This is a genomic window from Chitinophaga eiseniae, from assembly GCF_012641265.1.
Taxonomy (GTDB): domain Bacteria; phylum Bacteroidota; class Bacteroidia; order Chitinophagales; family Chitinophagaceae; genus Chitinophaga; species Chitinophaga eiseniae_A.
Genome location: NZ_JABAHZ010000002.1, coordinates 48,347 through 74,288, shown reverse-complemented (window position 1 = coordinate 74,288; position 25,942 = coordinate 48,347). Strand labels below are relative to the sequence as shown.

Sequence of the window (25,942 nt, the reverse complement as noted above, 5' to 3'; positions counted from 1 at the left end):
ACTTAATTTATTGAATCTTAATGAACTGTTTAAGATAAATAAAAAATGATAGTTATAGCTGAAATTAATGACGGCTAAAAGAAACTTTTGTTGTTTACAGAGTACCCTGCCGGATGGTTTTGCCAGGCATTACGGCTATATCTGAACCCACCGCCAGCAAGGCACTGAGCGGTTGTTGCTGCAACATGGGCTCAAAACTGCTGCCATACAAAGCACAGACATTGCAATGATAATCAAAATCGGTCACCGGATGAATTTCCCATTGAGGATGTGTAACCTGGTACTCGCTGGTAGTATGTGCGTTCAGCTGGGTATATCCCCAGTAATGTTCGGTAATAAATTCGGCTTCACTGCCAGGTAGTATCGGTTGCGTGGCCTGCAACGCCTTGGCGGATAAATGGTTCCATTCATTTGCTACCTTCCACCGGTAGTTCACTTCGAGGGTGTGTGCATCCGGGTATTGCCAGCTATGGCTCATTTCATGGGTAGCATACCTTTCGCGGTAAATAGTGTTGGCTACCAGGGTGATAAGTGGTTTTGGAACCAGCTCTTTTACAAATACCACCCCTCTTTTCCAGTTACCGTTTTCTTTATAACGAACGTAGAAGCGAAGGTTGACCTCTTCAAAAGTACGATGGCCTGGCAAACTGAAGCCTTTTACCCGGGTATTTTCGAAGAGAAATCCTACCAGGCTGATATAGTGGGTGTTATTCCAGGTATCGAGTTCCGTATGTGCCGGCAGCCAATGACGAAGCACTGCCGGATCAGTTTCAAAATTGATCATTAACAGCTTTCTCCAGGCAGCGGTCAGGAATGGACGCATGATTAACTGGCTTTTATAAGTTTGGCGTAATACTTACAGGCCGGGCGTAGTCCGCATTCTCCGCATTTGGGACTCCTGGCCACGCAAATGTAACGGCCATGCAAAATGAGCCAATGGTGGGCAATATGTACTTTTTCTTTAGGTATATGTTTTAGCAGTTGCAGTTCGGTCTGTAGAGGCGTTTTGGCGTTGGTGGTGAGGCCAATGCGGGCCGATACCCGGAATACGTGGGTATCTACGGCCATATTGGGTTGTTGGTGTACTACAGAAGTAATAACATTGGCGGTTTTGCGCCCTACGCCTGGTAATTTCACCAGTTCTGCTACTGTGGCGGGGATTTCCCCGTTAAAGTCGTCCACCACCATGTTGGCCATGCCTATCAGGTGTTTTGTCTTATTATTGGGATAGCTGATACTGCGGATGAGCGGGAACAGATCATCAAAAGTGGCTTTACTCAGGGCGTATACATCCGGGTATTGCTCAAAGATGGCCGGGGTGGTCATATTCACGCGTTTATCTGTGCATTGCGCAGACAGGATAACAGCTACCAGTAATTGGTATGGATTGTCGTAGATCAGTTCTGTTTCGGCATTGGGCGCATGTTCCTCAAAGTACTTGAGAACAAACGCATAGCGCTCTTTTTGAGTCATGCCCTAAAGATAGGAAAAATGAAAAAAGTAAGCAGCGGGCTACTTTTTTTCAGTTTGCTTGTTGTTGGCATAATCAAAGATCAGCTGGAGGGTAGCTGGTCGTGGCGTATAGCATACTGTATTCAGTGCTGCTGCCGTGTCTTTAAAGCGGGCTTGTTCTTCCTGGGTTAAGGAAAGTTCCTCCTGGTGATGTTTAAGATCGCTTTTTGTAACAAGACACAGGGTAGACAGTACAGAAAGTGTAAAATTACTCATGCATTATTGTTTTAGTAAAAAGAATAGGTTCTATTTTATAACGGAGATAAAGAGGAATCTATTGTTAATTTAAGATAAATTTTTAAGAAATGCAAGAGAGCGCCAGGGCTATTGTTGTGGGGCAGGGGTGATAATGAAAAGGTCTTCATTATCTTTTTTCATATAATATTTCTCGCGGGCAAATTTTTCCAGTTTTTCCGGGCTGGAAAGGAGTTCCTGTTGTTCTTCCCGGGTTTGTTTGATTTCCTGGATAAAAAAAGCTTTCTGGTCTTCCAGTTTATTTACCTCTGACTGGAACTGGTACTGCGACATGAGGTTGGTCTTGTCCAGGAAGGATATCCAGATAACAAATGCCGTGAATGCTATGAAGAACTTGTTCTTCAGGAAAGCGGGCACTTTTATGAATTTAAACCTGGACATAAGGCAATTTACTAAAGAATTACGAATTACAAATGACGTATTTACAGTAATACGCCCTTTGTAATTCGTAATATGATTCTCCCGGAGGATTATTTTTTAACACCGATAGCGTTAGTAGGATAGATCGCTACTTCGCCCAGTGCTTCTTCGATACGCAGTAACTGGTTATATTTCGCCATACGGTCGGTACGGGAAGCGGAACCGGTTTTGATCTGACCGCAGTTCAATGCAACAGCGAGGTCAGCAATAGTAGTATCTTCAGTTTCGCCGGAACGGTGACTCATGATAGAAGTATAACCAGCTTTGTGTGCCATGTTAACCGCATCGATGGTTTCAGTAACAGTACCGATCTGGTTTACTTTGACCAGAATACTGTTGGCAATACCTTTATCGATACCTTCTTTCAGGCGCAGTACATTGGTAACGAACAGATCATCACCTACCAGCTGTACGCGTTTGCCTACGGCATCGGTCAGTTTTTTCCAGCCATCCCAGTCATCTTCTGCCATCCCGTCTTCGATAGAAACGATAGGATATTTATTTACCCATTCAGTCCAGTAAGCCACCATTTCATCGCTGCTGATTACTTTCTGGGAGCTCTTGTAGAATTTGTAGCTCTTGGTAGCTTCGTCGTACATTTCGCTGCTGGCAGCATCCAGGGCGATAGCCACCTGGGTACCGGGTTCGTAACCAGCGGCTTTGATAGCTTCCAGTACAGTTTCGATAGCTTCTTCGTTGCTCTGGATTTCAGGAGCAAAGCCACCTTCATCACCTACGTTGGTGCTGTATCCTTTCTTCTTCAGTACAGATTTCAGGTGGTGGAAAATTTCCACGCCCCAGCGTAAACCTTCAGAGAAAGAAGGAGCACCTACTGGTACGATCATGAATTCCTGGAAGTCGATTTTATTATCTGCGTGAGCACCACCGTTGATGATGTTCATTAAAGGAATAGGCAGGGTGAAAGCGTTTACACCACCGAGGTAACGGTAAAGTGGCTGGTTGCTTTCTTCAGCAGCAGCTTTGGCTACTGCCATGCTCACCGCCAGGGTAGCGTTAGCACCCAGTTTAGCTTTATTAGGAGTACCATCCAGCTGGATCAGCATTTTGTCGATACCAGCCTGATCTGTTACTTCCCAGCCAATCAGTTCTTCAGCAATAATATCATTTACGTTGCTTACAGCCTGTAATACGCCTTTGCCCATGTAAACAGCCTTATCGTTGTCACGCAGCTCTACCGCTTCGTGCTTACCGGTGGAAGCACCGGATGGTACTGCTGCACGGCCAAAATGTCCGTCTTCGGTGGTTACATCAACCTCAATTGTAGGATTACCGCGGCTGTCGAGGATCTGCCTGGCGTGGATTTCTGAAATAGTACTCATAATTCGAAAGTTGTTATTGTTAGCTATTTATTTGTTTCTCAGCGCTTAGCGCTTTAGCGGGCGAGTAAAACCAGGGCTAAAAGCGACCAAGAGCTAAGCACTTTTTGTCAGTTCCCGGAATATAGTTTCCAGGCTTTGTGAATTGCTCTGCAAAGAAAGTATGTTCCGGTTATTAATCAAAGCAAATTGTAAGAGGTTTTTTCTCGCTTCGTCCACCTCCCCGGTAAATAACTGCCAGCTATGGTCTTCCCTGGCCACCACGCGGCTAATACCGCTTATCGTCATCAGTTCGGCTTCCGTAACGGGCTCGCCAAATGTAACCATTAAATAACCCTGGGAGCCATTTTGCTGCTGTAACAGGGATAACTTGTCATCGGCAATAATTTTCCCTTTATTGATGATAATAACCCGGTCGCAGAGGGCTTCTACCTCCTGCATAATGTGGGTAGAGAGGATCACCGTCTTGTTGGCGCCCAGCTCTTTGATCAGCTGGCGGATATCTGCCAGCTGGTTAGGATCCAGCCCGGTGGTGGGTTCATCCAGTATCAGCACCTCCGGATCATGCAAGAGCGCCTGTGCCAGCCCTACCCGTTGTTTATACCCATTGGATAAAGCCCCGATTTTCTTATGTTGCTCCGGCTGGAGCCCTGTTAACCCGATTACCTCCGTAATCCGCTGTGCACCTGCTTTCCCCAGCTGATGGATGCCCGCCACGAATTCCAGGAATTCCCTGACATACATATCGTAATACAGGGGATTGGACTCTGGCAGGTAACCTACTCTTTTACGTACTTCCAGCGATTCGGTAACAATATCAAATCCACATACACTGGCTTTCCCGCTGGTAGGTGGCAAAAAGCCGGTGATCATTTTCATGGTGGTAGATTTTCCCGCGCCGTTCGGCCCCAGGAAGCCGGTGATTTCCCCCTTTTTGAGCGTGAAGGAAATGGCATCTACCGCCCGTTGTTCGCCGTATACTTTACTGAGTTCTGATACCTGGATAGACATGTATGCTTGCACGTTTTGCGGCAACTAATGTACTATAAAAAGAGGATAAAGTATAAAGCTCCCGCATATACAGCAGCAGCAAGCCGCTTCGCCCGCTGGCGGTAATTGGTAAGTGTGAGGGACACATAACCTTTTCTCTTTTTCCTACATTTGCGTATTATGAAGAGAGTCATCGGCCTATTTTGTTTGCTACCGCAACTGATACAGGCGCAATCTATTCCGGTAAAAGACTACCCGCAGGGCTATTTCAGAAATCCTTTGAATATTCCCATTGAACTGGCTGGTAACTTTGGAGAACTGCGACCTAACCACTTCCATTCGGGAATGGATATCAAAACCCAACAAAAGGAAAACCTGCCAGTCCATGCGGCAGCAGATGGATACGTAAGTCGTATCGGTGTTTCACATACCGGGTTTGGTAATGTATTATACATTACTCACCCTAATGGTTATACGACGGTATACGCTCACCTGAACGCCTTTTTCCCTGCCCTGCAGCAGTACGTGAAAAAGCAGCAGTACCAGGCCGAAAGCTGGGCCAGCGACCTTGCTATCCCGGCCGGTATGTTTCCGGTAAAGAAAGGCGATTTTGTGGCCTGGAGCGGTAACACCGGAGGTTCGGCTGGTCCGCATCTCCATTTTGAAATCAGGAATACCCAAACCGAAAAACCGCTAAACCCGCTGCTGTTCGGCTTTGATATTGCAGATACGCATGCCCCCGACGTATACCGCATTGCTGTGTACGATCGGGAGAAAAGTATCTATGAACAACAGCCTGTTACCGTGGCTGTAAAGAAAGCAGGCGGCGAGTATGTAACGGCGCAACCTGTGATTAAAATTAACGCCAACAAAGCAGCATTGGGCATTAGCGCGGTAGATCGCATGAATAGCGGCAATATTTACGGTATTTATGAGGTAACCCTTTACCAGCGCAATGAGCCGGATATCGACTTCCAGCTGGATAATATTGGTTACGATGAAACCCGTTACCTGAATGCACATATCGATTATAAAATAAAGAAAGGTGGAGGTCCATACTACCAGCTGCTCTTTTCCCTGCCTGGCAACAAACTGGATATCTATCACGATGTAAAGGGAGATGGTACCATTTCACTGGAAGATGGCGCAGTACATGATGTGAAGCTGTTGGTGAGAGATGCATATGGTAATACCTCCACCGTGAAACTAGCTTTACAGCAAGGCGGCCCGGAGCCGGCAGAGAAACCTTGCGCCAACACGATGTACCCCGATTCCCGGAACATATTTGAAAACAACCAGGTAGAGTTTTACCTGGATGAGGACGCGCTCTACGATAAAATTTGTTTCAACTACCTGGAAACACCGGCAACAAGCCCCCGGGCCTATTCCAATATTTTCCATCTGCATACGCCATTGGTACCCATACACGATTTCTTTGGTGTACGTATGCGCTCATCCAGGCCAGTACCAGACCAACTGCAATCAAAAGTGGTAATGGTGCGGGAAGGTATGGGAAGCAGCACTTCCGGTACCACGTTGGAAAATGGCTGGTATAAAGGCACTTTCCGCGACTTTGGCAACTTCCACCTGGAAGTGGATACGATTGCGCCCAAGGTAACGCCACTGGGCGTGAAGCCTGGCGCTAACCTCGCCAAAGCAGCGAAGATTGCCTTTGCCATGAACGACGCCAGCGGTATTCAACGCTACCGCGCAGAGCTGGATGGTAAATGGCTGCTGTTTTCACGCAGAGGTAACGTGCTTACCTATACGTTTGATGAGCATTGTCAGCCAGGAACGCATGTACTGGTGATGAAAGTGACCGATGTGGCCGGAAATGAAGGCACTTACCGTTTGTCTTTTAAAAGATAATTGATCTCTGGAAACCTAAACTCTTATATATGGTGGGAAACTTGAAAGAAGGCGATAAAGCCCCCGTTTTTAAAGGAAAAGATCAGCATGGCAAAACTGTATCCCTGGCAGATTTTAAAGGAAAGCGCGTGGTATTATATTTTTATCCGAAAGATATGACACCGGGATGTACTACCCAGGCATGCAATCTGCGCGATAACTATACCTCCTTGTTGAAAAAAGGATATGTGGTAGTGGGTGTGAGCACTGATAGCGAACAAAGCCACCAGAAATTCATTGAAAAATATGAGCTGCCATTTACCTTACTGGCCGATGAAGATAGGGAGATTGTGAACCAATACGGTGTGTGGGGCGAAAAACAAATGATGGGAAGAGTATACGATGGTACTCATCGCACCACTTTTCTGATTGATGAAAAAGGCGTGATTGCACATATCATCAAAAAGCCGGACACTAAAAATCATACGGAAGAAATCCTGGAACTGTGGAAATAACCCGTTGATAAAGGCGATAAAAAAAGAGCGAAGATGATATCATCTTCGCTCTTTTTTATTTCTTATACTAAGTATTATCTTTTCTGGCGTTGTTTCTTAAACAGATTACCGGTTTTAAACTTGTTACCTTCCGGACTACCTACACGGTCCATAGCGCAACGGAAACCAACGGTATTAGTAGCCATATCTTCCTGCATGTAACGGCGTGTACCAGGGGAAAGCCAGTAAGCACGGTCGTTCCAGCTACCGCCTTTCACCACGTGTGATTTATCGTTGATGAGAGAAGTGATACCGTAACCATATTCTACCTGGGAGAGAGAATCACCATCGAGGTAGTTGATTACATCGCCTTTCTGATAGTTAAGACGGTTAGCACTTTCTTCATCTGTTACATCACGCATTTTCAGGTGACCTAAGCTATCTTTTTCGAACTCTTTATTTTCGTTCTGGTAAACAGTCTGGAATTTGTTACCACGATAGTAGTTGAAGTCTTCTCCATCGATCGGGTTCAGTGGTCTGTATACGTCGAGTACCCATTCTGCTACGTTACCTGACATATTGTAGATACCGAAAGTGTTTGGATAGAAGGAGCGGATAGGACCAGGGATAGAAGCACGGTCGTTCAAACCACCGGCCACACCCATGTTATCACCGGAACCACGCTTGAAGTTGGCCAGGAACTGACCCTGCATGGTACCGCGGCGGATATCACGTAAACCGCTGGTGTTGGTTCCCCAGGAATATACCTGTTTGTTCATGATCAACTCTTCCCCGTGTTTGCCTTCTTTTTTGGAAGGGCCAGGGTTTTGACCAATGTAACCCAGTGCGGCGTATTCCCATTCAGCTTCTGTTGGGAGACGGTAGTTAGGCAACATGATACCATCTTCAAAGGCTGCGTTACGGGGAGTTCCGTCCGCATTTTTGAACTGGCCCTTGGTGCCTTTAGACATTTTACCGGGAGTGCCTTCGTATAAACCGGCAGTGTATGACTTGGTGTCGAAAGTATTATCGTCTGACTGGTTGTTCACGTCTGCTTTAGAGAGCAGGCCCTTGTCCATCAGCAGTTTTTCGTTTACACGGTTGGAACGCCATTTACAATAGTCGGTCGCCTGTTTCCAGGTAACGCCTACTACCGGATAGTCGTTATATGCCGGGTGACGGAAATAATATTCTACCAGCGGCTCGTTGTAGGCCAGTTCACTACGCCATACCAGGGTATCTGGCAATGCGTTGCGGTATACATCCGGGAATGACTCGCCGTAAACGCGGTTCAACCAGTAAAGATATTCGCGATAGTGTACGTTGGCTACTTCAGATTCATCGATGTAAAAGGAGGAAACAGTAATACGGCGTGGAATATTGTTCCAGTCGCCCATTACGTCCTGTTCCGTTGCTCCCATGGCAAAAGTACCACCTTGTACGAAAACAAGGCCGGGACCCGTTTGCTGGTTTACGTTTTTTGCTACGCTGAAACCGCCCATTTTCTGGTCGTTATAGTTCCAGCCGGTAGCAGAAGAAGCTGACTTCTTCTTACCGAAAAGTCCCCCGCCGTCTTTGTGACAGGCACTCATGGATAGCATTACGCTGGTACCTACGAGCAATGATAAAGAGGTTAATCTACGCATGCGATACAGCTTTTGTCTAGTATATTTACAGTAAACGCAAATGTACTCTTTTTTATTTTATGGCGAAAAAAATTAATTTGTAATTTGCTGCCAATCGTCCCTGCTGATAAAGGGTCTTCTAAATCAACTGGCCGAAAAACGGCGATTAAGATAATGAAACTCAATTATATTTTTATAGGGATGTTCCTGGTTTTTTTGCTGGGAGAAACCAGAACATATGCCCAGCAAAGCCCCAGGCAGTATAAAAAAAATACCGTACTGGCCGGTGGCAGCTGGTATAAGCTGGCGGTCAGCGAACCTGGCGTCTATAAAATAACCGGCTCCCTGCTCAAAAGTATGAGCATGCCCGCCCACCTGCCTACCGGGGCTATCCGCCTGTTTGGCACCGGGGGACAGATGCTGGACGAAGCCACCGGCTCCCCCCGTTATGACGATCTGCCCGAGGTAGCGCTTTATGCACAGGATAACGGCGACGGCTACCTGGATGACAATGACTACCTGCTTTTTTATACCCCTGGTCCGCATAGCTGGAAGTACGACCCCGGAACCGCTATGTTCAGCCATCAGCGTAACCTGTATGCGGACACCGCCTGGTATTTTATTACTGCCACAGACAATGGCCTCCGTATATCATCTGATAACACACCTTTACAACCCGGAATTCCGGAAAATACCTTCGATTACCGCGCCTTTTATGAACGGGACAGCATTAACTTCCTGAACAGCGGGAAGCAATGGTGGGGGCAGGAGTTTAGTAAAGTAGTGGGGCTGTCGCGCAATTACCGTTTTATACTGCCCGCGGCGCCTGCCGGGCCGGTAACGCTGACCATGCGGGCGGCCGCCCGCAGTGGTGGGAGCGGAAGTACCTTTAATGCCGCTGTTAACCAGGCAAGCGCCATTAGTAACCTATATCTGCTGCCTGTAACAGATAATATATTTGAAGGGGTGGCTACTGTGGCCACAGGCACGGGTACTGCTCCCGCAGCCCAGGCCCAGCTGGAAATAGGAGTAGCCTTTGTACCGGGCAACCTCAATGACCGGGGCTGGCTGGACTACCTGGAGGTGCAGGCCCGTTGCCCCCTCGTACTACCGTCCAATGGTATGCTGGATTTTCGCAACACCACTGCAGGCACTTCTCCCTATACCCCCCTGGCCCTGCATAACGCTGGCGGGCAAACGAAAATATGGGATGTTACCGATCCTATACACCCTGTAGCTGTAAACGGTATACTGCAGGGAGATTCTCTCCTGTTTAACCGGAAAAATGACCGCCTCCATGAATACATCGCTTTTAATGAAACCGCTGCCATGACCCCGGTACTGGTGGGCGCAATTCCTAACCAGGATCTTCATGGAAATGAGGCCGCCGATATGATTATCATCACCACTGCCGCTTTGAGAAGTGCAGCAGAAAGGCTGGCAGCCCTGCATCGGGATATGGACCAGCTGAAAGTACAGGTAACTACCATCGACCAGGTATACAACGAGTTTGGAGCCGGCACGCCCGATCCTACCGCGTTGCGCGATTATATAAAGATGTTTTATGACCGGGGGCCCGCGCCCCGCTACCTGTTGTTGTTTGGTGCGGCGTCTTATGACTACCGCTGGCGGCTAAAGAATAATACGAACGACATTCCTTCCTGGGAAAGTACGGCATCGCTGGACGCTATCCGGTCTTATGTAACCGATGATTATTTTGGGATTTTGAAAGATGGGGGAGATATTAACCGCACGGATATACCAGATTTACCGGAAATAGGCATCGGGCGTATCCCGGCCCGTACTCCGGGGGAAGCCTCCCTGGCAGTGGATAAAATTATCCGCTACCGGCAACCGGCGGCGTTTGGCCCCTGGCGCAACCAGGCAACCCTGGTAGCCGATGATGAAGATGATAACCTGCATTTTGAAGATGCTGAGAAAATGAGTACTGTTATAGCCAGTAGCGCCCCACAGCTCAACATCGACAAGATATACCTGGATGCCTGGCCCCAGGAAGCCGGTAGTGCCGGCCCCGTTGCTCCGGCAGTCAATGCTGCCATTGCCAGGCGTATCAACAAAGGAACCCTGGTATTCAACTATTCGGGGCATGGCAGCAACTCCCGGCTGGCAGCAGAAAATATCATGGATGCCACCAGCATTAATGACTGGCATAACGATCAACAGCTGCCCTTATTTATCACGGCCACGTGCGACTTCGCCCCGTACGACGACCCGGGGATTACCTCCCTGGGGCATCGTATATTATTACAGCATTCCGGAGGGGCTATTGCCTTAATGACTACCACCAGGGCCGTTTTTGCCGCCTCCAACCGATTGATGAATGCCAATTACCTGGACGTCGCCTTTACGCCATTGGCCGATGGCACTATGCCTACCCTGGGGCAGGCCGCCATGCTGGCTAAAAAACGGACCAACAGCAGCTCCAGCGATGTAATCAATAACCGCAAGTTCCAATTACTTGGCGACCCGGCCCTCACCCTGGCCTTTCCTGCCTGCCGGGTGGTAACCGATTCCATTAACGGGAAAGCTGTGAATGGGGCCGTGGATACGATCAAAGGGCTGGGAACTTACACCGTCAAAGGGCATATCGCCGATGCGCAAGGAAAGGGGCTGGATACGTATAGCGGCACGTTGAACACCATTGTATACGATCAGCCAGCCCAACTAAAAACGCGGGGAAATGATCCTGGCAGCCAGCCAACAGCTTATACCCTACAGCAAAATGTCCTTTTCCAGGGAACGCAAACGGTGACCCAGGGGAAGTTTTCATTTACATTTATAGCGCCACGGGACATCCGGGAGGGTACGGGTAACGGAAAGATCAGTTACTATGTGAGCAACGGCGAGCAGGATGGTAATGGCTATTTCGATCATTTTACTACGAACGGCCTTGCGGCCAATCCCGCTCGGGATGTAACCGGACCTGTAATAACGGCCTGGTTGGATAACCGGCGTTTCAAAAATGGCGATATTACCGGGCCATCGCCGGTATTGCTGGTAGACCTGGCCGATAGCAGCGGGATCGATATTGCCGGGAATAATGATAACTATCGGCTTATAGCCATTCTGGATAGTTCAGAATATTTTGTGTTAAATGATTATTTTGCGGCATCTTTGGACAGTTATAAGAAAGGAAGTATACTGTTTCCTTTGGGCGGATTGCCCGTTGGAGAGCATAAGATCACTATTAAAGCATGGGACACTTATAACAATGCTGGCAATACTACGATCTATTTTAAAGTAGCAGAACAAGGAGCACTGGCAGTAGAAGAGGTGAGGAATTATCCGAATCCCTTTCATGATGCAACACGTTTTACCTTTTTGCATAACCAGCAGGGAGAAGAATTGCAACTGACCCTGCAGGTATATACAGTAGGGGGGCGCTTGGTGAAAACATTACGCAGCACAATAATTTCTGTCACCGGTCGTTATGATGGCATACCGTGGGATGGTTGTGATGATGCGGGAGTAAAACTATCTCCAGGTCTGTACGTGTACAGGTTAATTATCAAGACCACGAAAAGAGCGCAGACAAAAGGCGGTAAACTGGTATTATGGTAGCCCGTGTAAAGTGCGTAATATTTTGACCAATATCCCAAATAAACCCCTTTCTATGTTATATTAATAAATAAGATTATTTTTACATCCTTATCAAATACAAAATCTGCATGATCCGAAAGGTAACAATGGGCCTCGTGTTCATTTACGGTACTTTCATAAGTTTTAACGTTTCAGCGCAAATCACCAATCCGGGGCAGACAGATGGCCGTACTAATGCTGTGAATACAGCCGTCCCTTTTCTGAGAATTACGCCGGATGCACGAAGTGGTGCTATGGGCGATGTGGGCGTAGCACTCTCACCGGATGCATATTCTATTTATAATAACCTTTCCAAGCTGCCATTCGCAGAAAAAAATGCGGGTCTTGCAGTGACCTATACTCCCTGGCTGAAAGAACTGGTGAATGATGTTTTCCTGGCGAGTCTTACCGGGTATACCAAATTAAACGATAAAGAAGCCATATCGGCGTCTTTACGTTATTTTTCCCTGGGAACCATCAATTTCACAGACTTAACCGGTAACCCGAATGGAGATTTTCACCCACGGGAGTTTGCATTAGATGCAGGCTATGCCCGTAAGTTGTCCGACCACTTCTCTATCGGGTTAACCGGCCACTATATTTACTCTAACCTTGCAGGAGGACAGAGCACCAATGATGGTATTATCAAGGCAGGTAAATCTTTTGCGGTAGATCTGTCTGGATTTTATACCAAAGAATTTGAAAAATCTGATGGGCTGGTAAACCGGCTGAATATCGGGATGGCCATTTCCAATATCGGTACCAAGATCTCCTACCTGGGTTCTGCTGCCAACAAGGATTTCCTGCCTACCAACCTGGGTCTCGGAACAGCTTATACCATTTCCCTGGATGAGAGCAACCAGCTGACTTTTGCGCTGGATATTAATAAACTGATGGTGCCCACGCCGGATTCATCAGGAGCATATAAGGAGAAAGGCACCCTGCAGGGAATGTTCAGCTCCTTTACAGATGCACCGGGAGGATTTAAGGAAGAACTGCAGGAGCTGATGTATTCTGTAGGTGCGGAATATTGGTATAACCAGCAGTTTGCCGTGAGAGCGGGTTATTTTAACGAAAACAAATTCAAGGGAAATCGTAAGTACTTTACTGCGGGTATTGGCGTAAAGTATGATATTTTCGGACTGAATTTCTCCTACCTGGTGCCTTCCGGAACCGGTATTCAGCGTAACCCGCTGTCGAATACCCTGAGGTTTACACTGACCTTTGACCTGGGCCCGAGAGATGAGGAGAGTCGCACCGGCTGGTAACGATATATCTGTAAATAACTAACTGGTTAAACGGTTGAATCCCTCCGCTAGACGGGGGGATTTTTATATTTAATGCCTTACCTTGCGGATTGGCATAATGATTAAATAATTACAAATATGAGTAGGATACGTATTGGACTAGGGGTAGATTTTCATCAATTGGTGGAAGGCCGCGAATTCTGGCTGGGGGGAGTATTAGTACCGCATCACAAAGGAGCGCTGGGACACAGCGATGCCGATGTGTTGCTGCATGCGATCTGCGATGCTATGCTGGGCGCGCTTTCATTGGGAGATATCGGCGTGCATTTTCCCGATACAGATAATGCCTATAAAAATATCGACAGTAAGATATTATTGGCCCGTTGTGCGCAGCTGATTGGCGAAAAAGGTTACCAGGTAGTGAATGTAGACAGTACCCTTTGCCTGGAGGCGCCCAAAATCAAATCTTATGTACCGGCCATGCAGGCTGTTATTGCATCTACCTTACATATCAGCACAGAAGATGTATCCGTAAAGGCAACCACTACAGAAAAAATGGGGTTTGTAGGCCGCGAAGAGGGCGTTACAGCCCATGCGGTGGTATTACTGGAGCATATTACCCAGTAATTACCATTCCTTAGTATTTTAAAATATCTTTGTTCAATGGCGGATATTATTGTGAAAATTATTAATAAGTCCGGTAACGAATTACCGGCCTATGCAACGGCGGATGCGGCAGGAATGGACCTCCGCGCACACCTGGAAACAGCGGTAACGCTGCAGTCGCTGGAAAGAGTACTGATTCCTACCGGTTTATTTATGGAGCTGCCAGCTGGTTATGAGGCACAGATCCGCCCACGCAGCGGACTGGCTGTTAAACAGGGACTTACCGTTCTGAATACACCCGGCACGATAGATGCAGACTATCGCGGAGAAGTGAAAATAATTATCATCAATTTGTCTAACGAACCGCAGACTATTCACCCGGGCGACCGTATCGCTCAAATGGTAGTAGCTCCCTTTGTACAGGTGGTCGTTCAACCAGTAACCGTATTGACAGAAACCGTTAGGGGAGAAGGTGGGTTTGGACATACCGGTAAATCCTGATAAATGCGGATATACTTCACCGTTATAGGATTGGCTGGCATTTTGTTAATGGGAGCTTGTAGTGGCGCCAGGCAAACAGCGTCGCGGAAAAACGCAACCAGCAAAAATGCCGTTGTGCTTGCACAACGGGCCGATAGCCTTTTTTTCGCCGCACAGCGTTCCAAAATGCTGGGCGATTACAGCACGGCCATAACCCAGTATATCGACTATCTACGGCTGAATAAAAATAATGCGACAGTCAACTATGAACTGGCCCGGCTGTTCATGGAAACGCAACATGCGGAGAATGCCCTCCTTTTTGCCCGCAGAGCGGTAGCCCTCGATCCGCAGAATCATTGGTTCCAGGTAACCCTCGCGGATGCCTATGCCGTTAATCAAAGATTTGACAGCGCTGCCTACGTGTTTGATGGCCTCACCACCAAGTATCCCGATAATGAAGATTATCTCTACAATAAAGGCATACTCCTGGCGAAAGCCAACAAACCTGCTTCCGCACTGGCCACTTTTAATCAACTGGAGAAAAAAGTAGGCGTAGTGGAAGAACTCATCTACCAAAAGCAAAAATTGCTGCTGAAGATGAGTATGATAGACGAGGCTGCCGCAGAAATACAGAAGCTGATTGATCAGAATCCCCAGGAAATCCGCTACTACTACCTTTTGGCAGAAATTTATGATGCCAACGACCGCGTTCCTGATGCGGCATCGATATATCATACCATCCTGACCAAGGACCCGGATAACCCCAGGGCACTGATCGCCCTGGCTTCCTACGCCAGGAAGAACAATGACATGGCCACCTACTGGGCCAATCTTACCAAAGCTTTCGCCAATCCCAATTATAATATCGACGAGAAAGTTGCCTACGTATATCCATATCTTCAAATGCTGAACCTCGACACCACTAAGCTGGACGAGGGATTGCGTCTTACCTCCCTGATTATCCGGGCACATCCCCAGGATGCCAAAGCCTACGCATTACAGGGGGATATGTTTTCCCAGGCCGATATGATCGACAGTGCAGAAGTGAGTTATAAAAAGGCGATCAGCCTCGACGATACCCGTTTTTCGGTATGGTACCAGCTGATGTGGATTTACTCCCGTAAAGAAGATCCAACAGCATTGCTTACCCTCAGTAATAATGTTACCACCAAATTCCCCAGGGAATTTATGGGCTATTATTTTAAAGGGGTGGCCAGCTTCTTATTACAACAATACCCTAATGCGATCAACTCATTGAATACTGCATTAGAGATAGGGAATGGAGAAAAGAAATTTTTAGGAGATATTTATTCCCTGCTGGGTGATGCTTATCACGCAACAGGGCAACATAAGCAGTCAGACAGCAGCTATGAACGCGCTTTGCTGTTGCGTCCGAAAGATGCGCTGATCATGAATAATTACAGCTACTACCTGTCGCTACGGGGAGAAAACCTGGACAGAGCGGCGGAAATGTCAAAGCAATCGCTGGAAATAGAGCCCGATAGCCCAACTTATATGGATACCTATGCCTGGATCCTTTTCCGTCAGGAGAAGTTTACGGAGGCCAGGCAATGGATAGAAAAAGCCCTGCAGTATCCGGAGGCGCAGAAAAATCCGAATGTACTGGAACATTACGGAGACATTCTGTTTAACCTGAAAGAAGTTACAAAGGCAGTAGAATACTGGCAGATGGCTAAAGACAAAGGAGCTTCCTCTGTTGGCCTGGTCCGTAAAATTGCTGAAAAAAGATATATTCAATAGGCTTTTAGCTACAAGTATTGATCAATGAAGAGAAACATTATCGTCACACTTTTAATTGCATCCATTGGTATGGGTATGATGGCCTGCCGTCATCCCAAGAAACTGGCAAGAAATACCTTCCCCGCTGCGGATACCAATAAGGTAACCGTTACCAGGGATAGCTCTTCCAACGAGGAGTTAGCGAGGTTTACCGGTGAAATGCTGAAGGGAATACATGCCAATCATATCGATTTTGCCACTTTTTCCGGTAAGATGAAGCTGGCATTTGAAACGGATAAAAAAAGTCATAATAACCTGAATGCTACCTTCCGTATCAAAAAGGATAGCATCATCTGGATTTCTATTTCGGCGCCTATTGTAGACGAAGTGATCAGGGCAGTGATTACGCCGGATAGCCTTAAAATGTATAACCGGTTGGATAAACAATTATTCCTCCGGAAGATGTCGGACGCAGAGGAGTTGCTGAATATACCATTTGATTTCTCGACCCTGCAGGATATGTTGATTGGTAACCCGGTATATCTTACCGACTCTGTATACCAGGTGGTAAAAACGCCGTCTATCATTTCCTTCAGCTGCGATCATGCGAAGTTTGTGAGCCTGTTTAATGTGTTTGCGGATGACTATGGATTACAACAGAGCAAGGTCATGGACAAAGACAGCACCAGCGCCGTCAAACGTTCCTGCGAGCTGACTTATGGCGATTATACAACGGTAGCCGGGCGTAAATTCCCCACCACCCGTCGTATTTATGTGGAAGAGAAAAATGTAACCAAGGTAGCGCTTGACTTTACGCGGTACGATTTTGATACGCCGCTGAGCTTTCCTTTTAGCATGCCTTCCAGCTATAAGCGCATGTAAAATGAACATTGCGTAAAATGTCGTCTTTATTAAACTAATAAACGTTGTATATTTATTTAATTTGCAGTTACTAAAACTAGTCATGTTGTATTTGAAGAAGATTATCCCGTTTGTATTGATGCTATGGTTAGTGCCAGCTACGTTGGCAGCCCAGAATAGTGGGCAGCAACAATCGCGGGAGGAACTTGAGCGTAGGAAAAGGGAGCTGCAGAAAGAAATAGATGATGCCAACGAACAACTGAAGGAGACCAAGAAATCTACCCGCGAAAGCCTTGGGCAATTGCGCGCCCTGCGTGATAAAATTACCCTGCGTACCCGGTTGATCAATAATATTAATGAAGAAATCAACTTTATTAATGGGGATATCAACACCGCGTTGCGGGATGTAAAAACCCTCCAGAAAGACCTGGATACCCTGAAAGCCCAATACGCCCAGCTGGTTGTTTACGCATATAAGAACCGTTCCTCTTACGATATGATGAACTTTGTGTTTTCTGCACAGAGTTTTAATGACGCCGTAAAGCGGTTTCAATATTTAAAGCAATATCGTGAATACCGTCGCCGGCAGGCCGATAATATTGTTACTACCCAGGAACAGCTGAATCACAAAATTCAGAACCTGGAAAACCAACGGGTAAAGCGTTCGGATGTACTGAAAACAGAACAGGACCAGAGAGCTACGCTGGAAGAAGATAAGAAGGAAAAAGATGTGGTACTGAGTAAGCTGAAAGGACGTGAGAAAGAGTTAGTAGCGGATATTAATCAGCGTAACAAAGACGCACAAAAAGTACAGGCAGCTATCCGGGCAGTAATCCGCCGGGAAATAGAAGAGGCGCGCCGTAAAGCCATAGAGGAAGAAGCTGCCCGTCGTAAGGCTGCAGAAGAAAAACGCCGGAGAGACGAGGAAGCCCGCAAAGCCGCATTGGCTGCCGCTGAAAAGGCAAAAGCCGATGCCGCCGCCGCTAATAAACCAGCTCCGGAAAAACCGGTGCCTGTACCAGTTAAGCCACCGGAACCTACTCCGGAACCGGAAAAACCAGTTGCCCGCACCGAGAATGTACTGGAGGCTACGCCAGAGGCACTGGCCTTATCGGAAAGTTTTGAAGCCAACCGCGGAAAGCTTCCATGGCCGGTAGATGCAGGTAACATTATTGAGCACTTTGGTATTCACCAACATGCGGTAATGGAACATATCCAGGTGCCTTCCGATGGTATTGTGATCGCCACCAATAAAGGCGGCGCCGTTAAATCCATTTTTGATGGAGAAGTGAAATCTGTGGTAGTGATGCCAGGATCGGGCTATGTAATTATTATTCGCCATGGACAATACTTCACCACGTATGTGCGTTTGCAGACAACGAGGGTGAAAAAAGGAGATATGGTTAAAACAGGGCAGGTAATAGGTACTGCCAGTACCAATGATATTGAAAACACCGGTGAAGTAGAACTGCAGATATGGAAAGGCATTAACAAGCAGAATCCTGAGCAGTGGATAAGAAGAAGATAGATATTTGAGCTTAACTAACTGAAACTATACGATGAAGCTGAAAGCACTTTTGAGTGCTTTCAGCTTTTCGCTTACTAACCAAATGCTTTTTTTTTGAGAAAGTTGATCCCTCTTCTGATGGCGCTGTGGCTATTGCCTGCACCGTTGTTGGCACAACGGAGTAAGGTACAGTCGCGCACCGTATTGGAAAACCGTAAACAGGAGCTGCTGAAAGAAATAGAAGCAGCAAATAAAGCCCTGCAGCAAACCAAGAAGTCTACGCGGCAGAACCTCACCCTGCAGCGCGAACTGGAGCAGAAAATTGCCAGCCGCAATCAGCAGATCGCCAGCATTAATAAAGAAATCAGCCTGATAGAAGGGGATATTAGCACCACTAACAATAACGTACACACGCTGGAAAAGGAAGTAGATTCCTTGAGGGCCCGCTATGCCCAGCTGGTGGTATATGCGTATAAAACCCGCGACTCATATAATGTTCTCAGCTTTCTTTTTTCGGCCACCAGTTTCAACGATGCTATACGCCGGTACCAGTACCTGCAGCAATACCGTGAAAACCGCCGCCGGCAGGCAGAAAATCTCTTGTCTACCCGGGAGCAGCTGGGCCAGAAATTAGTAGTACTCCAGCAACAACGGGCAGAAAAGGCAGGGAGCTTGCACCAGGAGCAACAACAGCGGGTTAGCCTGCTGGCAGATAAAAAGGAAACGGATCAAACAATTGCCCAGCTGAAAGACCAGGAACAGGACTTACAGCGACAGATCAATAAAAGCAAAGCCGAAGCCAAACAGGTGGACCAGGCCATCCAGGAAGCGATCCGACGGGAAATTATTGCCGCCCAGAAAAAAGCAGCTGCCCAGGCATTGGCCAGGAAGAAAGCTGCAGCAGCCAAACGCAGGCAACTGGCCGCTGCCAGGGAAGCCCGGAGAAAAGCGGCGTTAGCTGCCGCTAAGAAAGCGCATAAGAAACTGCCGGTAAAGCCTGTGGAGGAAGAGAAAGAAGAAGATGACGAGGATTTACCGCCGGCAAAAACGTCTACCGAAGATGTGCTGGCGGCTACACCAGAAGCACTCTCCCTTTCACGTGATTTTGAAGCCAACCGCGGGCGCTTGCCCTGGCCTGTAGACGCCGGACGCATCACGGGGCACTTTGGTGCAGGCAGGATAGGAAAAATTGAAGTGGATCACAACGGTGTTATCATTGCTACCGGCAAAGGAGCGGCCGTCAAAGCCATTTTTGATGGAGAGGTAATTATGGTATTTATGATTCCAGGCGCAGGATATATGGTTACCCTGCGCCATGGAAAATATTTTACCAATTACGTGAGACTACTGGATGTACATGTGAGCAAGGGAGCTACTGTAAAACGTGGTCAAACCCTGGGTGTTGCTGCTACCGGTGGCGCCGGCAGCGGTGGTGAAATAGAATTACAGATATACCGGAATACTATAAAACAGAACCCTGAACGTTGGATACGTTCCCGTTAAAGTAATTGCACCTGTTTCTGCAATACTTCTTCATATAACGCCTCATACTTTGGTATGATATTGTCGATATGAAAACGTTGGGCCTGTTCCCAGGCACCTTTCCTTACCTGTTGCAGGAGGTTTTCATCTTTCAGCAGCCGGATAGCCTGTGTAGCCATACCTTCTACATCGCCCACATTGCTCATATAGCCGGTTTGTCCGGGGATATTGATTTCAGGTAATCCACCTGCGTTGGAGGAGATCACCGGTACCTGTGCAGCCATGGCTTCCAATGCGGCCAACCCGAAGCTCTCATATTCTGAAGGCAGCAAAAACAGGTCGCTGATCGACATTACATCTTCCAACTGTTCCTGTTTCCCTACAAATCTTACATCCTCGCAAATGCCTAACTCACGGCAAAGGCATTCTATAGAAGGCCTGTCGGGGCCATCACCTACCAGTAACAGTTTAGCAGGAATTTCCTGGCGCACCCGGGCAAATACTTTCACTACATCCGGTACCCGCTTCACTTTACGGAAGTTGGACACATGCAGCAATATCTTTTCGCCATTAGGGGCAATTGCCTGCCTGAAATGAGGCAGCTCCCGGCGGCTGAAACGTTGCGTATCCACAAAGTTGTAGATCACTGATATGTCCTTTTCTATAGGGAAGGACTTATAGGTTTCATCCCGCAGGTTTTCCGAAACAGCTGTAATGGCATCGGATTCATTGATGGAGAAGGTAACTACCGGTTCATAGGTTTTATCCTTACCCACCAGGGTAATATCTGTACCGTGAAGCGTAGTAATGAAAGGCACTGTTCTGCCATGTTTTTTCACGATTTGTTTAGCCATATATGCGGTAGACGCATGTGGAATGGCGTAGTGTACGTGCAACAGATCCAGTTTCTGGTTAATAATCACATCCACCATGGTACTGCTGAGGGCAGATTCATAGGGAGGGAAATCAAAAAGTGGATATGTAGGGACCTGTACTTCGTGATAATATATATTAGCGTGAAACGCGTTAAGCCTTACTGGTTGCTGGTAGGTGATAAAATGCACCATATGGCCTTTGTCTGCCAGGGCCTTACCCAGTTCGGTTGCCAATACCCCACTACCACCGTAGGTAGGGTAACATACTATTCCTATGCGCATGAGATGTTTTTTTGCATTCCGCAAAGGTACTAAAAAGCGGAAAGGATACAGCATCCGCCGAAGCCGGCCCGGAGGCAGGGATGGACAACAGGTTACTGCCGCCCTCACCTCGATAGCTTTATGCTTTACTCCTGCGGCTTTTTTTAGTAGTTTTAACGATAAATTAACCTGCTGCATGAAAAAGTTTATAATGCCGATTTTAGTGGCCTTTTCCCTTCCTGTTGTTGCCCAGAGCCAGGAAAAGGACTCCCTTACATTAAGAAAGCTGGCGGATGAAGTACTTACGCATAGTACGGCGTACGACAACCTGCATACTTTAACCAAGAAGGTGGGCGGCCGCCTGGCAGGATCACCCCAGATGGTAAAAGCTGAACAATGGGGTGTAAAAGCCCTGAAGGCTGCCGGAGCGGATACCGTATATCTCCAGGAATGCATGGTGCCTCATTGGGTTAGAGGCGCTGCTGAAGAAGCCCGTATCATATCGAAGCGGCGCGACTTTATTCCTCCGCTGAATGTATTGGCTTTAGGAAATTCGGTAGGCAGCGGACCTGCCGGCGTAACAGCCGAAGTGCTGGAAGTAGCTTCTTTCGATGACCTGGAAGCCAAAAAAGACCAGGTAAAAGGGAAGATTGTTTTTTATAACTATCATTTCAATCCCACCTTTATCAAAACGTTCCATTCCTATGGAGATGCCGTGAAATATCGCGGCCAGGGCGCCAGCCGTGCTGCCAAATATGGCGCAGTAGCTGTCATTGTGCGCTCTATGAGCCACGCCGCCAATAATTTCCCTCACACGGGCGCCATGGCATATGATAATGCGTTCCCCAAGATCCCGGCGGTAGCTATTGGACTGGAAGATGCCGACCGCTTGAGTCAGCGGCTGAAAGATGATGTTGACGCGAAGGTATTCCTGCGTACTAACTGTATGATGCTGAAAGATACTATCGGGCATAACGTGATCGGGGAACTGAGGGGCAGTAAATATCCCGACCAGTACATCACCGTAGGCGGCCATCTTGACTCCTGGGATGTAGCGGAAGGTGCGCACGACGACGGTACCGGCTGTGTGCAGTCTATTGAAGTATTGCGTGCTTTTAAAGCGGCCGGAGTAAAACCTGAACGTACCCTGCGGGTTGTATTATTTGCGAATGAAGAAAACGGAACACGGGGCGGTCGTAAATACGCGGAAGTAGCCAAAGCACAGCAGGAAAAACATATCTTCGCGTTGGAAAGTGATGCAGGTGGCTTCACGCCACGAGGCTTTATCACTACGATGGATGCTGCCCAAAAAGCAAAGATGGATAGCTGGAAACCCTTATTCGCACCCTATGGCATATACGATTTTGAAGAACAAGGAGGGGGCGTAGACGTAGGCCAGTTACACGAAGCATTGGGAACACCGATGGCTGAACTTTCTCCCGATTCGCAGCGTTATTTCGATATTCATCATGCCGCTAATGATGTATTCGAAAATGTGAATAAAAGAGAACTGGAGCTGGGAGCTTTTGGTATGGCTGCTTTGATTTATCTTGTAGATCTGAATTTCTGATTATCCACTACTAAAATATACTTATGGGTCGTTTTGTCTTTATTGTTGTTTCTATTATTATACTGGTATTGGGGGGCATATTCTTCTATAAATACTATTTCGTTTTTGGACAGGGGGTAAAGGCAGGCGAGCTTAATTATTTTGTGCAGAAAGGATATATCTTTAAAACCTACGAGGGTAAATTGATTCAGTCGGGTTATCGTGGTAAAGTAGCTGGTACTATTCAGTCTAACGAATTCCAGTTTTCCGTGGCCAGCGAACGTATTGCACAGCAGTTGATGACTGCCAGCGGCAAAGTGGTAGAGCTGCACTATAAAGAATACCTGGGCGCTATTCCCTGGAGAGGCTATAGTCCTTTTATTGTGGATAGCATTATTTCTATCACCAACCCGGGACCTCAGAACCTGATTCCTTAAATAAAAGTATAACCAATAAAAAATGCTGCAGCTCATTTCATGGCTGCAGCATTTTTTATTGGAAAAGCAGGAAGGTGTTGAATCCTATCCCGCCTGTATAAGAAATATAGCAGGTCTTTTATGGAGATCAGGTAATTGTTTTTTCCATTCCTTCACGGTCTTTGTCTTGATATATTCTGTAGGTGAGGTAATATCTGCCGCCACACATACGCGGGTACTGTCTTTACAGTTATCCACTATATCCTTCAGCAGCTGGTTATTACGGTAAGGCGTTTCAATAAACAGTTGGGTTTGTTGCTTCCGTTCGGAGGTGGCTTCCAGTTCCCGGATAGTTTTGAGCCTTTCGGGCCCTTTGATAGGCAGGTAACCTACAAACTGGAAATTTTGCCCATTCATGCCGGAAGCCATCAGGGCCAGCAGCATGGAGTTGGGCCCTATCATCGGGATGATCCGGACGTCGATGCTGTGGGCCATCTGCACTACCAGGTGCCCGGGATCCGCAATGGCGGGGCATCCTGCCTCACTTAGTATGCCGATATCTTTTCCTTCCAACAGTAATTTCCGGCCAATCGTTACATCTGGTGGCTGATTTTCATTCATGATCAGCAGTTGGAGGGCATCTATATTAATATTCCTGTCGAGCGCTTTTAAATAGCGACGGGCAGTACGTTCATTTTCTACATAAAAAACCGACAGCCGCTGTACAATAGCTGTTACATAGGCCGGGATGCTGAATAAGGCATCAGGACTCAACACGGTAGGAACAAGGTACACATTGCCTGGAGTATTCATTTATCGCAGTTTTTTATTTTGTAAGTCAATAGTGGCGGCAATCACAGCGTACGATGGCGCCAGCATCCAACCCACTACAGGGATCAGCATAAATAAGTAAAACACCATGCCATTGCCAATGGCCATGCCCCGGTGCTGGCGTATAAATGCAATGCTTTGCGACATATTTAAGCGATGTCTTTCACAACTGTAATCCATCATGGCAAAGCCGTAAAAATAGCTCTCTACAAAAAAGCTAATCATCGGGATCAGCCAGCCAACAACCGGGATAAAAGATACCAGCAGCAATACCAGGATAGCAGCAGTTTGGTAAACGATGTTGCGGCACGACATCTTAATGCCCCGGATAATATCCTGGCCCAGCTGTGACCAGCTGAATGGAAACTCTTTATATTCCAGGATGGCCTCTGTTTTTTCCGATAAATAGGAAAATACCGGCGAGGCTACTATCAAAAACAAGTATTTGAAATAAGAGAAATACCAGAATACAAAGACTATCCTCACTGAAAAAGCTACGAGGATAAAAAGAAAACTAATCCAGCTGCTTTCCAGGTCCTGTACCCATTCTGTGATATGCAGCAATTTGGTCAGGTACTCCACAAAATCGCCAGAGTATCCCCATACAAAGTAAAACCCCGTAAAAAACAGCAAGCAGTAAATAATGCCCGGTATCAGTATCCATTTCCATAATTTATGCTGCATGATAAACTGATGGGCCTTTCCATATGATTGAACAGCCGACAGTACTTCTCTGAATGAAAACAACGCCTGAATTTTTTTAGTGTAACTAAATGTTTTATGAAAGAGCAACGAAACTAAGGCAAAAATATTTTAAATGTGAGCATAAAGCAGGAGGCGAAAAGCAAAAAGCTATTATGGAGAATGATATTGGCGAATATTTAACAATATCGCAGCACTCATTCTCCATAATAGCTTTTTGCTCGACGTCTTCAGCTTTGTACGCTTAGAAGCGCGGACAAAGCGTCTTATACTTATTATTTTCGTTCCTGGTGTGAATATAGATCAGCGAAATCTCGAAACCTCCCCTGTAATTGGAGGCTGGTTTCAGGGTAGAAACGTTGGTATCGTAAGTAAGCCCCAGCTGGAAACCTTTGAATTCCAATCCCACATATGGAATAACGGCATCTTTAAGACGGTACCAGCTACCTAGATAAAAAGTGGTAGGCTGATCATCTACATCGCTGAGGGAGAAGCCATAAGCACCGCCAAACGTAAACTCCGTAGCTGTGCTTTGTTTCATGTACAGGATACTGGTGTGGAAGCGGTCTTTCCCGTTTACCGGTACCGAGCCCCCGCCATGCACGGTCCAACGGTAGCTGAGCCGGTTCTGGGTTAGGTTCATAAACGACTCGGTAGGCTGGGTAATATGATAATAGGAGGCGCCCAGGTAAATATTGGATGATTCCCCGATTAAACCATTGTATAGGATCCCCACATTGGGATCGAAATAGGAAATTTTTGGATTTACCAGCGTTTCATTACTGGGGATAGATGGGTTATACCCGTTGTTATCTATTTGATTCTCAAATTGTAATTTGGTATTATCAATCCTTTTTTGCACCAACGTTCCCTGTAAACCTATGGCGAGGGTATGGTTACCTTCCGGATCCAGGCCTTTGTGATAAGCCGTGCTGAACGAAAGATAGGTAGATGTTAACGCCCCACCACCGCTTCTGTCGTACATCGCCTGGAGCCCAACGCCCCATATATCTGTGTAGGAAATCACGTTTTTGAGTATCCCGAAATCAATAGCAGCTGTCCCGGTAATGAAAGGGGAGGCAATGCTGCTCCATTGGGACCGGTAGTTGCCGGATAAGCGGTAATCTCCTGAAAATAAGCCGGTAAATGCTGGGTTAAGTGTGAGCGGTGAGGCAAAAAATTGCGAAAAGTGCGGATCCTGCGCCCTTAAAGGATTAAAATAAAGTAATATGGTCAAAAATAGTAAAGCTCTTTTCATAGTAGTAAAGCTTAAAGCATAGGGTAGTTATGCAATGTCGGTGAAG

The 25,942-nt window shown here is 47.0% G+C and carries 23 protein-coding genes; 12 read left to right on the top strand and 11 right to left on the bottom strand.

Annotation, left to right across the window (positions count from 1 at the left end):
• Window positions 1–94 precede the first annotated feature (94 nt).
• The 6 genes from HGH91_RS07830 to gldA form a co-directional block, all read right to left on the bottom strand.
• Entirely contained in the window at window positions 95–823 is a 729-nt protein-coding gene (locus HGH91_RS07830) for a YqjF family protein (protein ID WP_211092245.1), read from the bottom strand.
• 2 nt (window positions 824–825) lie between these two features.
• A complete protein-coding gene (gene nth / locus HGH91_RS07825) occupies window positions 826–1,473 on the bottom strand; it encodes an endonuclease III (protein ID WP_168737932.1) in 648 nt (215 codons plus the stop codon).
• A 39-nt stretch (window positions 1,474–1,512) separates the two neighbouring features.
• Window positions 1,513–1,728 (bottom strand): hypothetical protein, encoded by a 216-nt coding sequence (locus tag HGH91_RS07820; RefSeq protein ID WP_145660801.1) that lies wholly within the window; start codon window positions 1,726–1,728, stop codon window positions 1,513–1,515.
• A 108-nt stretch (window positions 1,729–1,836) separates the two neighbouring features.
• Window positions 1,837–2,148 carry an FtsB family cell division protein gene (locus HGH91_RS07815; protein ID WP_168737931.1) on the bottom strand — a complete coding sequence of 104 codons (312 nt, stop codon included), beginning with the start codon at window positions 2,146–2,148 and terminating at the stop codon, window positions 1,837–1,839.
• An 89-nt stretch (window positions 2,149–2,237) separates the two neighbouring features.
• Window positions 2,238–3,527 carry a phosphopyruvate hydratase gene (gene eno / locus HGH91_RS07810; RefSeq protein ID WP_168737930.1) on the bottom strand — a complete coding sequence of 430 codons (1,290 nt, stop codon included), beginning with the start codon at window positions 3,525–3,527 and terminating at the stop codon, window positions 2,238–2,240.
• A gap of 93 nt (window positions 3,528–3,620) precedes the next feature.
• Complete coding sequence (gldA, locus tag HGH91_RS07805; protein WP_168737929.1) at window positions 3,621–4,535, bottom strand: gliding motility-associated ABC transporter ATP-binding subunit GldA; 915 nt, start codon at window positions 4,533–4,535, stop codon at window positions 3,621–3,623.
• 159 nt (window positions 4,536–4,694) lie between these two features.
• Between gldA and HGH91_RS07800 the strand changes: the two genes are divergently transcribed.
• Together HGH91_RS07800 and bcp are read left to right on the top strand one after the other, a co-directional pair.
• Window positions 4,695–6,383 (top strand): M23 family metallopeptidase, encoded by a 1,689-nt coding sequence (locus HGH91_RS07800; RefSeq protein ID WP_168737928.1) that lies wholly within the window; start codon window positions 4,695–4,697, stop codon window positions 6,381–6,383.
• A 29-nt stretch (window positions 6,384–6,412) separates the two neighbouring features.
• Window positions 6,413–6,877 (top strand): thioredoxin-dependent thiol peroxidase, encoded by a 465-nt coding sequence (gene bcp / locus HGH91_RS07795; RefSeq protein WP_168737927.1) that lies wholly within the window; start codon window positions 6,413–6,415, stop codon window positions 6,875–6,877.
• Window positions 6,878–6,951: 74 nt separating this feature from the next.
• Here the strand turns inward: bcp and HGH91_RS07790 are convergent, their stop codons facing one another.
• Window positions 6,952–8,502 carry an SUMF1/EgtB/PvdO family nonheme iron enzyme gene (locus HGH91_RS07790; protein ID WP_168737926.1) on the bottom strand — a complete coding sequence of 517 codons (1,551 nt, stop codon included), beginning with the start codon at window positions 8,500–8,502 and terminating at the stop codon, window positions 6,952–6,954.
• A 153-nt stretch (window positions 8,503–8,655) separates the two neighbouring features.
• On the opposite strand from HGH91_RS07790, the gene porU reads away from it, so the two are divergent.
• The 8 genes from porU to HGH91_RS07750 all read left to right on the top strand — a co-directional run bounded on the left by porU (window position 8,656) and on the right by HGH91_RS07750 (window position 20,025).
• Window positions 8,656–12,063: a type IX secretion system sortase PorU gene (gene porU / locus HGH91_RS07785; RefSeq protein WP_168737925.1), complete on the top strand. Its 3,408-nt coding sequence runs from the start codon at window positions 8,656–8,658 to the stop codon at window positions 12,061–12,063.
• Window positions 12,064–12,170: 107 nt separating this feature from the next.
• Window positions 12,171–13,349, top strand: coding sequence for a type IX secretion system outer membrane channel protein PorV (gene porV / locus HGH91_RS07780; protein WP_168737924.1), 1,179 nt, complete (start codon window positions 12,171–12,173; stop codon window positions 13,347–13,349).
• A 117-nt stretch (window positions 13,350–13,466) separates the two neighbouring features.
• Window positions 13,467–13,955 carry a 2-C-methyl-D-erythritol 2,4-cyclodiphosphate synthase gene (gene ispF, locus HGH91_RS07775; protein ID WP_145660772.1) on the top strand — a complete coding sequence of 163 codons (489 nt, stop codon included), beginning with the start codon at window positions 13,467–13,469 and terminating at the stop codon, window positions 13,953–13,955.
• A 36-nt stretch (window positions 13,956–13,991) separates the two neighbouring features.
• On the top strand, window positions 13,992–14,435 hold the full coding sequence (gene dut / locus HGH91_RS07770; RefSeq protein ID WP_168737923.1) for a dUTP diphosphatase: 444 nt from the start codon (window positions 13,992–13,994) through the stop codon (window positions 14,433–14,435).
• A 3-nt stretch (window positions 14,436–14,438) separates the two neighbouring features.
• Complete coding sequence (locus HGH91_RS07765; RefSeq protein WP_168737922.1) at window positions 14,439–16,175, top strand: tetratricopeptide repeat protein; 1,737 nt, start codon at window positions 14,439–14,441, stop codon at window positions 16,173–16,175.
• Window positions 16,176–16,199: 24 nt separating this feature from the next.
• Complete coding sequence (locus HGH91_RS07760; RefSeq protein WP_168737921.1) at window positions 16,200–17,036, top strand: DUF4292 domain-containing protein; 837 nt, start codon at window positions 16,200–16,202, stop codon at window positions 17,034–17,036.
• Window positions 17,037–17,127: 91 nt separating this feature from the next.
• A complete protein-coding gene (locus tag HGH91_RS07755) occupies window positions 17,128–18,543 on the top strand; it encodes a murein hydrolase activator EnvC family protein (RefSeq protein ID WP_168737920.1) in 1,416 nt (471 codons plus the stop codon).
• 93 nt (window positions 18,544–18,636) lie between these two features.
• Window positions 18,637–20,025, top strand: coding sequence for a murein hydrolase activator EnvC family protein (locus tag HGH91_RS07750; RefSeq protein WP_168737919.1), 1,389 nt, complete (start codon window positions 18,637–18,639; stop codon window positions 20,023–20,025).
• Here HGH91_RS07750 and bshA read toward each other — a convergent pair.
• Window positions 20,022–21,161 carry an N-acetyl-alpha-D-glucosaminyl L-malate synthase BshA gene (bshA, locus tag HGH91_RS07745; protein ID WP_168737918.1) on the bottom strand — a complete coding sequence of 380 codons (1,140 nt, stop codon included), beginning with the start codon at window positions 21,159–21,161 and terminating at the stop codon, window positions 20,022–20,024. The two genes, HGH91_RS07750 and bshA, sit on opposite strands and share 4 nt — an antisense overlap.
• Before the next feature lie 175 nt (window positions 21,162–21,336).
• Between bshA and HGH91_RS07740 the strand changes: the two genes are divergently transcribed.
• Window positions 21,337–22,710 carry a M20/M25/M40 family metallo-hydrolase gene (locus HGH91_RS07740; protein ID WP_168737917.1) on the top strand — a complete coding sequence of 458 codons (1,374 nt, stop codon included), beginning with the start codon at window positions 21,337–21,339 and terminating at the stop codon, window positions 22,708–22,710.
• A 23-nt stretch (window positions 22,711–22,733) separates the two neighbouring features.
• Window positions 22,734–23,126, top strand: coding sequence for a hypothetical protein (locus HGH91_RS07735; protein WP_168737916.1), 393 nt, complete (start codon window positions 22,734–22,736; stop codon window positions 23,124–23,126).
• A gap of 84 nt (window positions 23,127–23,210) precedes the next feature.
• On the opposite strand, the gene HGH91_RS07730 is transcribed toward HGH91_RS07735, so the two are convergent.
• The 3 genes from HGH91_RS07730 to HGH91_RS07720 all read right to left on the bottom strand — a co-directional run bounded on the left by HGH91_RS07730 (window position 23,211) and on the right by HGH91_RS07720 (window position 25,896).
• The gene (locus HGH91_RS07730; RefSeq protein ID WP_168737915.1) at window positions 23,211–23,918 is read right to left on the bottom strand and encodes an SAM-dependent methyltransferase; all 708 of its coding nucleotides are present in this window, start codon (window positions 23,916–23,918) and stop codon (window positions 23,211–23,213) included.
• On the bottom strand, window positions 23,919–24,683 hold the full coding sequence (locus HGH91_RS07725) for an EI24 domain-containing protein (RefSeq protein ID WP_145660739.1): 765 nt from the start codon (window positions 24,681–24,683) through the stop codon (window positions 23,919–23,921).
• A 199-nt stretch (window positions 24,684–24,882) separates the two neighbouring features.
• On the bottom strand, window positions 24,883–25,896 hold the full coding sequence (locus HGH91_RS07720) for a PorP/SprF family type IX secretion system membrane protein (protein ID WP_168737914.1): 1,014 nt from the start codon (window positions 25,894–25,896) through the stop codon (window positions 24,883–24,885).
• Window positions 25,897–25,942: the final 46 nt, after the last annotated feature.